Raw genomic sequence first — 12,385 nt, forward strand, 5'->3', positions numbered from 1 at the left:
AGGGGAAGGGGGAAAGGGAAAGGTTCTGTATTTTGCCTTTCCCCTTTAACCTTTACCCTTTTCCCACCTCTTGCAAAAAGCACTTTTGCAAGAGGTCTTATGGCTTCGACATTGATTTGAGGGTACAAGCAGCGATGTCGGCGATCGCTTTAAATTGCTCGTGGATTCGCGCGATTGACTCCAGCCCCGCACTGATTTGGCGATCGCACGGTTCGATAGCAGAAGTAACGTCTGCTGCTGCCACCTGGAGTTCTTGGAACCATTCCTCTATATTTAGCGTGCTGTCGCGGGCTTGACGGGCGAGAATTTCCACTTGTTCGGCAGCAGCTAACAAACCTTGTTCCTGGTCGTTAGCTTTTGTGGCTTCGATGGCTGTATTCAAGGATAAAACCTGAATTTTGGTACTCAAGCCTTCCACAAGATGAACAAAGCCAGAAGCTTGCTGACAAAATTCACCAAGGTATTGCAGCTGTTTATTAGTAATAGCAACAGTATCTTGAATGGACATTAAATGCTCGTTGGCAAGCTCGGCGATTCTGGCACATTCTTGTACAGTCTGGCTCACCTGCTGTAATGGCACTAGAAACTGTGAGCGATCGAGGGATTCAAGTTGTTGAGCAGGTGGAGCTACTATTTCAGCCCAGCGCAAGTTAATTGTCAACATCATTCCTACTTGTTGTAGCAAACTGCGCTCTGCTTCCTGCCATTGTCGGGGTTGAAGGCAATGATGAATAACTAAAAAACCCCAAGGCTGTTGTTTGACAATCAAGGGCAAACACAGGCTAGCTTGCACCTGAAAGCGTTGCCAAAATTGCTGTTGGCGTGGAGTTAATTCCAATACTTCAGTTAGGTTGCCCTGCGAGTTTTGTCCGTCGCCAACCCCGGTAGCAACAAACAAATTTATCGGTAGGGATTGGTTGAGCAAGGATGTCCAACCCGCTTGTATAGCTTCAGCGATCGCTCGACTGCGATTATCTTCCTCAAAACGATAAATCAGAACGCGATCGGCGTTGAGAACATCTCGCAGGGCGGTGACTGTAACCTCCAAAAGTTCAGCTTGACCCTTTGTCTGCTGCATTTGCCGATCGATGGCCGCAAGTTGTTCTCGCTGAAGCTGAAAAGCCCCTCGAACATTTTGATCGTTGTCACTGGGCGAATCCTTAGCCAAAGCTTGGATAAAAGCTTCGATTTGACTTACCTTCTGCTGCAATTGAGCGACCTTTGGCCCCTTAGCAGATTGAAAGACTGCTTTGATTAGAGCCACATTAGCCAAAATTTCTTCTATCTGGATTTCATTTTCAACAGGCTGGGTTTCAGAATTAGGGTCTAAAGTTGCGATCGTCACGGAAAACTCCTTGGCAGCATCAAGTTAAATCAGTGGGTTTGCCATTGCAATGTCTGGGCGATCGCTCTGGTGTCTAAAATCCAGCGATCGCCTGGCAGAATACCTCGAACAAAATTTAGCAGTTTGTTTGGGGAAAGGTCAGTTGGTGCCGATTGTGCTTGCTGTAAATCCTGCCACTCTACATCGTAGACATGAGCCACCAAAAACCCGATTACCTGATTTTGCAGTTCGATAACCAGAACCATTGGCTTTTCTGGTCGTGACTGCCGCTTCAAAAGTGGCGCATAACCAAGCAAATGTTCCAAGTCAACCAGTCGCAGCATCTGTCCTTGCCAATTATAGAAACCTAAAATCCAACTTGGTAAGGCCGGGGCTGGAGAAATTTCTTGGCTAGCGAGATGAATAATGTCCTGTATTGAGTCAAATGGTAGCAATCCACTTCCTTGATTCCCCAAGGAAAAACGCAGAAATCTTTGCCGTTGTTCGCCTGATGTCAGCCCAGGAGCCAAGGTTGGGGTTGTTCCGGGCAACCCCAACTTATCAGCCAATATCTGGCTCATACCAAAAAGAAGTACTTTGAGTGGTTCCTCGTTTGGTGCTACAGGCAAAACAGCCATGTGGCTCACACAGCTTAACTCCGCTACTTGCCGATAAGACCACGGCACCGGACGCACTGCTTCTAAAGGAATATCGATTAAGGCAGGGGGCTTGTCCACAGGAATGCCACAAATTTCCCCAGTCCGCGTTTGAGTCAGAAGTAAGAAGCGCCCTGAAGTGTCAACCGCAGAGGGAACTTGATGCGCCTGTTGGCCTTGTACTTGCTGAATGAACTTCTGACGCAAGTCCACAATCGTAATGGTTTGCGCTCCCAGATCGACCATCCCGATACCACTTTCAACCGTACTGCGAATAGGGGGACAAGCCATCACCTTGAGAACTGCACCAACTGGCAGGGCAAATAAATAGTCTGCGATCGCAAAAACAACGACTCGTAATGAGTCGCGCTCGCTCACAGCGCCAGATAATCGCTTAAACGGAAAGGGAGTGTTAAGCATAGGAAGGGGAAGGGGGAAAGGGTAAAGGGGAAGGGGAAAAGGGTAAAGGGGAAGGGGGGAAGGGGAAGGGGAAAGGGTGCAAGCCCCTAAACTTTATTTATGAAAGGGAAAAAGATTCAATTCCAGACTATTGCGCGAGAATTGAGGCATCCTTACTTCAAGCCTCTAACTTTAGTTATGGGGTTCCCTTTCCCCTTTCCCCTTTAACCTTTTCCCTGTCCGAAGGGCATTGACTGATTTATAGATTGAATTTGATTAGATAGCATACGGCTCAACTCTATAGCTTGATTAGAAAGTTGTGTATAAGTTGGTTGGTCTAGATAGCCTACTTCTAACGCTACTCTTAAAAGACTGCGAACTTCACCAGCAGACCCTTTAGCAATATTTAGAAAGTTTAAGTATTCTTTGCGAGAATATCGTTCAAATCCTTCTGCAATATTTGTAGGTATTGATACGGATGCACGTCTTAACTGATCTCTTAAACCAAAGTCTCTACTCAGTTCACCTTCCTTAGTCCTTAAGTATATTTGCTTAACTAATTCAATACCTTTTTGCCATACTTTTAAATCCTCAAAAGTTTCAATTTTTTTCCTTTCCATTCCTTCCCTTCCCCGTTCCCCTTTCCCCTTTACCCATTAACCAATTCAGCGATCGCGGCTAGAAAGCTCTGTTCTGAATAGGGTTTGGTCATGTAAGCTTTCGCCCCTAGAGCTAAAGCTAATTGGCGGTGCTTCTGTCCGCTACGAGTAGTCAGCATCACCACAGGAATCCCGGACAAACGCTCGTCTTGGCGATGGTGTTCTAAAAACTCAAATCCATTCATACGCGGCATTTCAATGTCACAAATCACTAAATCGACATCACTGTGTTGCACCAATTGAGCGATCGCCTCTCGACCATCGCCTGCTTGCAACACTTGATAATCGGCTTTTTGGAGCGTCTGCACCAAACTTTGCCTTTGTACAACCGAATCTTCCACGACTAACACTGTCAGTCGGTTAGGTTGAGCAACGGCTGTATTGACTTCCATCGGCTGTTGCTGCGGTTGCGTTATAGTTGCGGATTGCTGCGCCTCTAGAGCCAGAACAGGCTCAGGCGCGGGCAATATTGCAAGACTTGATGCTGGGGAAGTCGGCATCATATCTGTCTCCCAAGTTTGCCGAACTAACTCCAACGGGTCAACGATTAGGGTCAGACTACCATTTCCCAACACGCTGTAGCCTTGGATGTAACTAGGTAAAGTTAGGACTCTGCCGAGGGATTTAATTACTAATTCCTGCTCGACTAAAATCTGATCGACTTGCAAACACAGATATTGATGCTCTGTTTCCAACAGCAGCAGAGGTTCGACGGTGTTCCGTTGTTTGACTGGAAAAGGACTTAGGTTTAAATTGTGGTCTTGGGTGAATAAAGGATATTTGTAATCCAGCAAATTCGCAAGCGAGCGGATGGGAACTAGTTGCTGATTTTGCCCTTCTCCCCACTGCCAGAATTTTTGGCTGCCTTGCCCGTGTAAAGATTGCTGGACTTGAATCTGCTCTGGCTGCGGTAATAAAACCTGGCTAACTCCTTCAGACAGCAAGCCATAAGTAATACCTTGAGATTGACAAACGAGCAAGCGTGCTGTTGTCAAGCTCAGGGGCAATTGCAGCATGAAGGTGGTTCCCTGCCCTGAAAGCGATCGCACCACAATCGAACCTTGTAAAGCTTGCAATTGAGTGCGAACGACATCTAAGCCGATACCACGACCAGATAACTCACCAACCTGGTTGGCGGTAGAAAAGCCCGGTTCAAATAATAACTCTGCCAGTTGGTCTTCTGAGGCGTAGGCGGCTTGTTCGGGAGTCAGCAGGTGTTTTTCTATACCTCGCTGACGAATGGATTCCCAGTTAAAGCCTCGACCATCATCCCGTACCTCAATAGTAGTGCGGTTGCCTTGATGATAAGCTTTAATTGTAATTGTTCCGGTTTCTGGTTTACCCTGCTGGCGGCGGGTTTCTATCGGTTCAATGCCGTGATCGAAGGCATTGCGAATCATGTGCAGCAAGGGATCGTACAGCTGCTCAGAAATGGCTTTATCCACCAGTACCTTCGTACCGCCAAGCTTGAGTTCAACAGGCTTATGATAAGTTGCTACCATCTGTTGCAGGAGGCGGGGTAATCGATTCAACACTGTTCCCAGTGGAACCATTCTGGCTTGCAGCAAATCTTCCTGCGCTCCTGAAAGCAGTTGCTTGCGCTTTCCGAGACTGAAGCGAGATTGCTGAACTAAGCCATTAACAGCCTCAATCTGTTCTCCTAATTGCACCATGTCTTCTGTAAGATTTTGCAGGAGAATGTGCAACTCGCTATAGTTATCCATTTCTAAGGCATCAAAATTGGATTGTGCCTCGGTAGCAGAGATAACTCGTGGAGATCCATGTATATGTCGCTGCTTGCGTTCGGGAAGCAGCAGATGTCGATCTGACCAAGTAAAAACTTTACTAAGTTGTTGTTGACAGTACAAAAACTGTAGTAGGGTGTCTTGACCTGCTTTGTGGATGTGGTTAGATTGCAGGTTTTGTTGGTTTTCGCTGATTAGCAATTCCCCAATTGTATGGCTGAGGCGATCGAGCTGTTCGATCGCTACTCGGATACTGGGAAGTGATGCCGATGACTGAGCCTGGAGGCTTGGCGCTGGTGGTGGAGAGGCTGGCCGATCTGAGTCTGAGTATCGGCAGGATGTCTGTGGATCTCCGATCCAGATTGACTGTAAAATCCGATCTATGGCAGAGGGGGCTACTACCGAATCCTGAGAAATAGGTGCCAATACCTCCGGTGTTTTCGGTAGGGAGTTATCAGCCCGTTTCGGGAAAAACGACCAAATTGATTCCGCTTCGCTGGCACTGAGGAGGGGGGATGGCTTATTCTCAGTTGTAGTTGTTTCTGTTGGTTGAGCAGCGATCGCAACTGGCTGTTCTTGCGGTTCTGGGACAGGAGTAATTAGCCCTGCCCATTCTCGCAATTGTGGAGATATCTCTCCCCCTTGAGTGCGATCGCCTGCAAGTACTGCTGTTTGAGCTGCTTTAAAATTTTCTAAAGCCGCCTGAGCGATTTGCAATACTTTGTCTGGATGTGCTTTGAGCGCGTTTAAGGTCGCCTGGGCAATTTCTTCTAATCCAGATAAGCCATAAGATGCTGCTAGTTCGACAAAAAATTCTGCTTGGGAGTTGAGTGTTGTTTGAATTTGTTGCGGATCTTGGCTTTGGATGTCAGTTTCCAGCTGTTGCAAATCCTGGAGTACACTCCCGGAAAAGATTGACTCTACCACATCAAAGCCAAGTTCTTCCGAACTGGGAAGCGGAGCCTCACGACCAAAAAAGTCGCCTAGTTTATGTTGGAGTTGGGCAAAGATTGAGGCAGTGCGATCGAGTATTTCTGCCTCATTGCAGGATAAGCCCATCAAGGCTGCACTCAATGGAGTTCGCAGGCACTCATAAGCATCTAGAAGCAAAGCACCCAATTCTGGATCGATTTCCAGTTCTGGAGCGTATAACGCTTGGAATACATCTTCCAAATGATGGGCAATTGTCTGAATAGTTTCTTGCCCAACACTGGCAGCACTCCCTTTGATAGTATGGGCGCTTCGCATCAAGGCATGAACTTTTTCTATTGTTTTTTCATCAAGCAAACCGATCAGATTCTGCTCAATGGTTTGCAACAACTCTGCCGCTTCAGCAAGAAAAGCCTGCTCTTGATTACTGGGATCGGGGTTCATAATACGCTTGGTGTCAAGGAGATTTATCTGTTAAGGCAGGCAGGGGGAGGCAGGGGAGCAGAGGAGAGTTGTTTCTCCCCTGCTCCTCCGCCCCTCTGCCCCTCTGCTCCTCTGCCTTATCCTGAGAACAAATATTCACCACGACTTACTTAGTCAACTTTGAACTGGCTAACGCTGGTTTCCAGTTGTTGTGAAGTCATCCGTAGTTCCTCAAAAGACTCGGAAATGTGGATGGCACTTTCTGAAGTCTTGCGGGCGATCGCCGAAACATCCATCATTGCCTCTGTCAACATCTGAGATTGCTGACTTTGATGGGAAACTGCTAGGGTAATTCCTTGCACCAGTCCACCAATTTCGTTGGTAGCTACCACGATCGCACTGAGCGAATGACGAGTCTCATCGATCAAGTTCGAGCCTTGGACAACTTGGCTAATCCCTATTTCCATTGCTTCGGTAACTTCGTTGGTGCCAGCTTGAATTTCTTGCACGAGTCGCTCAATTTCTGTGGTGGCACTTGCCGACTGATAAGCCAGAGAACGAACTTCATCTGCAACCACCGCAAAGCCTTTGCCATACTCTCCAGCACGGGTAGCCTCGATCGCCGCATTGAGCGCTAGCAAATTAGTTTGAGTGGCAAAGTTTTCAATCAGACTCACTACTTTCGAGATTTTCTGAGAAGCTTCACCGAGACGTTTAATCTTCTTGGCTGTTTCCGACACAGTTTCCCGAATTTCCAAAATGCCATCTACGGTTCTTTCCATCAGGGAATCACCAGCTTGGACGGTATTATTAGCTCTTTGCACCGCCTGTCCGACTTTTTGAGCATCAGCAGCGACTATCTGGGTGGAAGTTACCATAATTTGTAATTGTTCCAGAGCGTGTTCAAGCCGTTCTGCCTGCTGTTGAGCTTGGTCAGATAGTTTCACTACTGAGATAGTGTTATCGCTAGAAGTTTCACTCACCCTGCCAGCAGCAATCTGCACTTGTCGCACTAAATCTCGCAAACTTTGGATCGTAGTATTGTAACCATCGGCGATCGTCCCAATTTCATCTTCAGATAGGGGCGCTCGAACGGTCAGATCGCCTCTGAAGGATGGTTCCAAAGCCATGAGAACGCGTATTGCTCCTTGTTGCAGTTTTTCTCGTGCGGTGCGTTCGCGCTCTGCTGCTTCTGCTAGTTGCTGCTCTTGAGTACGCACCTGTGTTAGGTAGTCTGCAAGATTGAGGGCAATACCAATCTGGACGCTGGCTTGGTTGAGAACATCCTCCTCGGATTGCTCCCACTGGCGCGGTGCGCTATTTTGATAAACTCCCATCAGCCCCCATAGCCGATTTTCTTGAAAAATCGGAGAAATCATGTAGGCTTTAGTTCCCCACATTTCTAACAATTGGATGTGACATTCGTCATGACCGACAGTATATATATTGTCAACCTGCAAACTTTCTTTGCGGACATAACGCCCTCCTTGGTTGTACTGGAGATAGGTATCTCTAACTTTGGCAAGGCTAGTTCCCACGAGCTTAGGCCAATCCCCAGTCACAGACTCAACTACAAATTCTCCAGACCAATCAGGCTCAAAACGGTAAACTCCAACTCGATCTACTTTCAGCAGTTGACGAAGTTCGTGGGTGGCAAACTGGATAAATTCCAGAACATTACCATGACTTTGGGCCATCTCTGTTAACCGACTTGGCAGGCGATAGGAAAATCGGGCGTTTGCTACTTCCCGTTCTGCCAGTTTGATCAGTTCCTCATTCTTGCTTAAGGTTTGTTGTAAGTATTGGGATTGTTGGACGGCAACCCCAAACTGCGTGCCGATTTTCGCTACCAAGTTGACTTCATTCTCTTGCCATTGCCGCGGGCCGCTATTTTGGTAAGCTCCTAACAAACCCCAGAGCTTGTTTCCGGCAATAATCGGGGTGATGATATAGGCTCTAATCTGAAATTGCTCGAGAATTTTCAAGTGGCACTGGGCATGGCCAGCAGTGTAAACGTCATTAATCACAAACGTCTCGTTGTTGCGATAGCGTCCACCTTGGGTTTGTTGTAGGTGTTCGTCTTCCCATATAGTCCTAATATCGGGGCCAACCAAAGCCACCCATTCACGACTTACGGATTCGGCAACAAACTCCCCACCCCAATCTGGATTGAAGCGATACACGGCTAGACGATCGCATTCCAAATGCGATCGCAATTCTGGTAGGGCATTGCGGAAAATCGTATCTAGCTCTTGAACTTGGCGAATTTTTTCTGACAGCCGTGTTAATGCTCGTTCCCCTTCTGCGGTTCTGGCTAACTCTGCATTCTTATTCTTGAGCTGTTCGATATACTTAACCTGTTGCAAGCCTATACCCATTTGCACAGCTACTTTTCGCAACAGTTGCACATCCTTGGATTTCCACTCGCGAGGGCCAGTATTTTGGTATGCTCCGATAAAGCCCCAGAGTTTGTTTCCAATAAAGATCGGAGCGATCGCGTAAGCCTTAGCCTGGATTTTTTCTAATATCTCTAGGTAGCACTGAACGTGACCGACAGTGTAGATATCATTGACAACAAAGGTTTCATGATTGCGATAGCGTCCGCCCTGAGTTTCTTGTAAATGTTCGTCCATCCAAATCGTTTTGATGTCGGAATCAGCTAAAGACAACCATTTATCTTTTACGGATTCGGCAACAAACTCCACACTCCAGTCGGGATGAAAGCGAAATACTGCTAGGCGATCGCACTGTAGTTGTTTGCGTAGACTTGGCAGCACATTCAGGAAAATTGTGTCCATATCCTGAGCTTGACGGATTTTTTCCACCATCCCTGTCAGCACTTGTTCCTCTTCTGCTGCCCGCGCCAACTCTGCATTCTTCATCTTCAGCTGTTCGATGTACTCAACTTGCTGCACGCTTAACCCCAACTGAATGCCCAATTTGGTCAGCAATCGCACCTCTTCGGAATTCCACTGGCGCGGGCCGCTATTTTGGTAAGCCCCTAACAAACCCCAAAGTTTGTTGCCAGCAAAAATGGGAGCGATGGTGTAGGCTTTAACTTGGAACTGCTCTAACAGGTCAATGTGGCACTGAGCATAACCAACAGTATAGATGTCATTGACGGCTAAGGTTTCATTGTTGCGATAGCGTCCGCCCTGGGTTTGCTGTAGATGTTCGTCTTCCCATACGGTCTTGATATCGGGGCCAACCAGAGGCACCCAGTCACTTCCTACAGATTCAGCAATAAATTCACCACTCCAGTCAGAGTTGAAGCGATATATTGCGAGGCGATCGCATTTGAACAACTGCCGCAATTCTGCCAAGGTAGTGCGGTAAATCGTTTCTAGCTGTTGGGAATTACGCATTCTATCCGCCATTCGGGCGATCGCGTTTTCTACTTCAGCTACTTGGGTCATTTCTAGATTTTTTAACCGTAGCTGTTCGATATATTCAGCTTGCTGGAGGGCAATGCTCAACGGTTCGCCGATCTGCAACAAAGCACCAGTCTCTTCCTCAGTCCATTTCCGAACGTCAGAATTCTGATAGGCTGCTAACAAACCCCAAAGATTACCAGCGCGGAAGATGGGAACAATGATGTATGCTTTGGCTTGGAACTTCTCTAATGCTTCTAAATAGCAAGGTGAAAAACCAGCAGCAGAAATATCGTTGACTTTACGGAAGCGCGTTCCTTTGGCGTACATTCCACCCTGCGTTTCCTTGAGATGGGTATCGGCATCAGCTTTAACAGGGGAGCCATAATCCTTAATATTGCAACGTTCTGAAGATATCAGACCTGTTTTTAAAATGCCGTCTTGTTCCTGCATCTCCAACAGTGACGACCAACCAGCAGCCACAGATTCAGCAATAACTTCTCCACTCCAGTCTGGATGAAATTGATAAACGACAACGCGATCGCATTTTAAAAATCGCCGCAACTCTTGGGTTGTAATCCGGAAAAGGGTGCGAAGATCCGTTGCTTGCCCAATCTTTTCAATGATGCCGAAAACAGTACGTTCTCGTTCAACAAGTTTGGCTGACTCCTCAGAGCGGTGATAAAGTTGTTGCTGATATTGCACCTGTTGAATAGTAATACTAGACAGAGTTGCAACCTGCACCATTAGGCGAACTTCACTATCTTTCCACTGACGAGGCTGAGAATTTTGATAGGCAGCGAGCAAGCCCCACAACTTTTCTCCCTGGAAGATGGCAACAATAATGTATGCTTTGGCTTGATAAGCTTCTAAAATTTTGATATAGCAGTCAGAAAAACCAACACTATATATATCATTAGTGACTCGATAAATCTGTCCGCGATGGAAAGTTTTGCCTTGGGTATGCTGAATGTAGCTATCTGCACTGTGCGATCGCCCTGTTGTCCCAGCCAATCCCCCTTCGTCTGCAAGGTTCCTAACACTGCAATAGTTAACGTTATTGACAATTGCTGGGTTGTTTCGCTGTTCTTCTAATAGAGAAACCCACTCAGATCCAGCAGATTCAGCTACAAATTCCCCACTCCAATCTGGCTGGAAACGATAAATTGCCACGCGATCGCATTTTAACGACTGTCGCACTTCTTGGGTGGCAACGCGAAAGATGGTATCCAAATCTTTGGACTGGAGAATTTTATTCGCTACACCGACCAGGATTTGGTCTTTTTCCACTTCTTGTTGCAACGCAGCCTGGATCGCGGCAACTTGCAGTTGCGCTTCTAATTCCTGCTCGATTAATTTTAGTAACTGAATTTCAGCATTCTGCCACTGGCGAGCAGCAGCGCATTGCTGCACTACCAACAAACCCCAAACCCCATCTTTTGCTAAAATCGGCAAACTCACACAAGCTCTTACCTGAAACCGCTCCACAAGCTGCTTTTGGTAAGGGGACAAGCTTGCAGTATTAGTATCTGCGATCGCGACTAATTTTTCTTGTTGATAAAGCTTGGCAGAACCTAACCCAAAAATGACGGCGGGCAGTTTTTCCTTCAGCATTGGGGTAAAGCCATCCCTCATCCCCTCCGCAACAACTATCCCCTGCGTTGGATTCGTAAACTCATACAGCACCACGCGATCGGCTTGCAGGGCGCTTTGTACCTCCATGACAACAGTGGCGAGCAAAGTATCTAGATCGGAAAATTGGCGGATTTTGCTAGCGATCGCCTGTACTTGCTCTACCTCTAATCCATCTCCTCCGTCTTGATATGGCAACACACTTAGCAGCTCTTTTAACTTGCGGATTCTCTCTCGCAATGGCCCTGTTTCCACCCAATCAGCTTGATCCAGTTCAGTTCGCAATTCTTCTAGAGCGGAGGTGATTTGCTGTTTTGCTGGTACATCAACGGTATGCCCGTTATCGGTTTCCTTAAAACCGTTGCTGGAATTTGAGCGAGGTTGGCTGGGTGTATGCATTACCATGATCTTTCTTGCTATGAAGGTTGTCGGAGTTAATAAGTAGAATGCAGAGTAAACTTCTTGCAGAAGTCGGGAAAAGGGTAAGGGGGGAAAGGGTAAAGGGATAAGAAAAAACCCTTGCCCTTTTACCTTTACCCTTTCCCCCAAGAGTGCAAAACTATTTTTGCAAGAGGTCTAGTAGTTCGCCAAGTGAACTTGGCGGGGTAAAGGGTAAGGGAGAAGGGGGAAAGGTTTTAAATCCCTTACCCTTTCCCCTTTCCCCTTTCCCCAGACCTCACAAGCGCATTTTTGGGTTGGCAGACTACTAGTGTCAAAGAGGCTGAAGGGCTTGAATCACAACCTGGGTGTCAAGTAACATCAAAGGGCTACCTTGAGAATCCACAAAGTAACCCTGTAAGAATGAGCCTAGTCGGCCAGGTAACATCGATGTCGAAATCTCTAACCGCTCTTGGGGATCGTGAACTTCAATGGTATTGACTTGCTCTACCAACAGCCCGACAGTTTGATTCTGGACTTGAACAAGCATCGCCATGCCAGAGTTACGCACACTTTCCCGCCGACACCAATGTGTTGCTCCCAACAAAGCTGCTAAATCAAGAATCCAGATCGCTTCTCCCCGCCAATTCATTATGCCTAACAAGAATTCTGCTACTTGCGGTACTGGCAAAATCTCGGTCAGCGCAACCTGAATTACTCCCCGCAAATCAGCTAATGGGAGTAACCCATTTACCTTTCCATTCAACGGAAATCTTAAAAACCTCTGGTTGTTTCCTTGGGAAGAGTTTTCAAGTCGAAATTGGCTATTAATGGGTAGCGAAGAAAAGCGATCGTTGGCCTGTACCAT

Annotated in this window: 6 protein-coding genes; all 6 read right to left on the reverse strand. The window is 47.0% G+C overall.

Going from position 1 to position 12,385, the window contains the following annotated elements; genetic code table 11:
• Positions 1–97 precede the first annotated feature (97 nt).
• Positions 98–1,345 (reverse strand): GAF domain-containing protein, encoded by a 1,248-nt coding sequence (locus GJB62_RS02450; protein ID WP_114085089.1) that lies wholly within the window; start codon positions 1,343–1,345, stop codon positions 98–100.
• 29 nt (positions 1,346–1,374) lie between these two features.
• Positions 1,375–2,358 (reverse strand): chemotaxis protein CheW, encoded by a 984-nt coding sequence (locus tag GJB62_RS02455; protein ID WP_245246079.1) that lies wholly within the window; start codon positions 2,356–2,358, stop codon positions 1,375–1,377.
• A 245-nt stretch (positions 2,359–2,603) separates the two neighbouring features.
• A complete protein-coding gene (locus GJB62_RS02460; protein ID WP_114085087.1) occupies positions 2,604–2,999 on the reverse strand; it encodes a four helix bundle protein in 396 nt (131 codons plus the stop codon).
• A gap of 29 nt (positions 3,000–3,028) precedes the next feature.
• A complete protein-coding gene (locus GJB62_RS02465; protein ID WP_114085086.1) occupies positions 3,029–6,157 on the reverse strand; it encodes a hybrid sensor histidine kinase/response regulator in 3,129 nt (1,042 codons plus the stop codon).
• 149 nt (positions 6,158–6,306) lie between these two features.
• Positions 6,307–11,544 carry a GAF domain-containing protein gene (locus tag GJB62_RS02470; RefSeq protein ID WP_114085085.1) on the reverse strand — a complete coding sequence of 1,746 codons (5,238 nt, stop codon included), beginning with the start codon at positions 11,542–11,544 and terminating at the stop codon, positions 6,307–6,309.
• A 307-nt stretch (positions 11,545–11,851) separates the two neighbouring features.
• Complete coding sequence (locus tag GJB62_RS02475; RefSeq protein WP_114085084.1) at positions 11,852–12,385, reverse strand: chemotaxis protein CheW; 534 nt, start codon at positions 12,383–12,385, stop codon at positions 11,852–11,854.

It is taken from the genome of Nostoc sp. ATCC 53789, assembly GCF_009873495.1.
In the GTDB taxonomy this organism is placed as follows: domain Bacteria; phylum Cyanobacteriota; class Cyanobacteriia; order Cyanobacteriales; family Nostocaceae; genus Nostoc; species Nostoc muscorum_A.